General features: G+C 39.7%; 1 protein-coding gene. It reads right to left on the bottom strand.

Annotated features, from left to right (window positions below):
• Nucleotides 1-292 (bottom strand): hypothetical protein (locus tag ND812_RS18375; RefSeq protein ID WP_265376765.1); only part of this gene is annotated, 292 nt, incomplete at both ends.

Below are 292 nucleotides of genomic sequence, written 5' to 3'. Positions count from 1 at the left end.
CGCTTCTTGGTAACTCTTCAGCTGGTTATAATACTGAGTCATTCCCATGCGATTGATGTACGACTCATCTAATTGGCTACTCGTTAGCCTGGATAAAAACACTTCTCGATTGCTAACCAGATCTAAATTTGCAGTGTCTTCCCAACTGGTCAAAGCTACCGCTTTTTGCGATTCCAACTCCTTGAACACATAATCTTTATATGCATTTACATCATTTATTGCATCACTCGTTGTGATACTATTCACATATTCAAATATTGCCTCATCTACTTGGTCTTCCCATGAAGCGCGT

The organism is Leptospira limi (assembly GCF_026151395.1).
Lineage (GTDB): Bacteria > Spirochaetota > Leptospiria > Leptospirales > Leptospiraceae > Leptospira_A > Leptospira_A limi.
The sequence above is the reverse complement of the archived record's forward strand: the minus strand, read 5'-3'. Positions and strand labels throughout refer to the sequence as shown.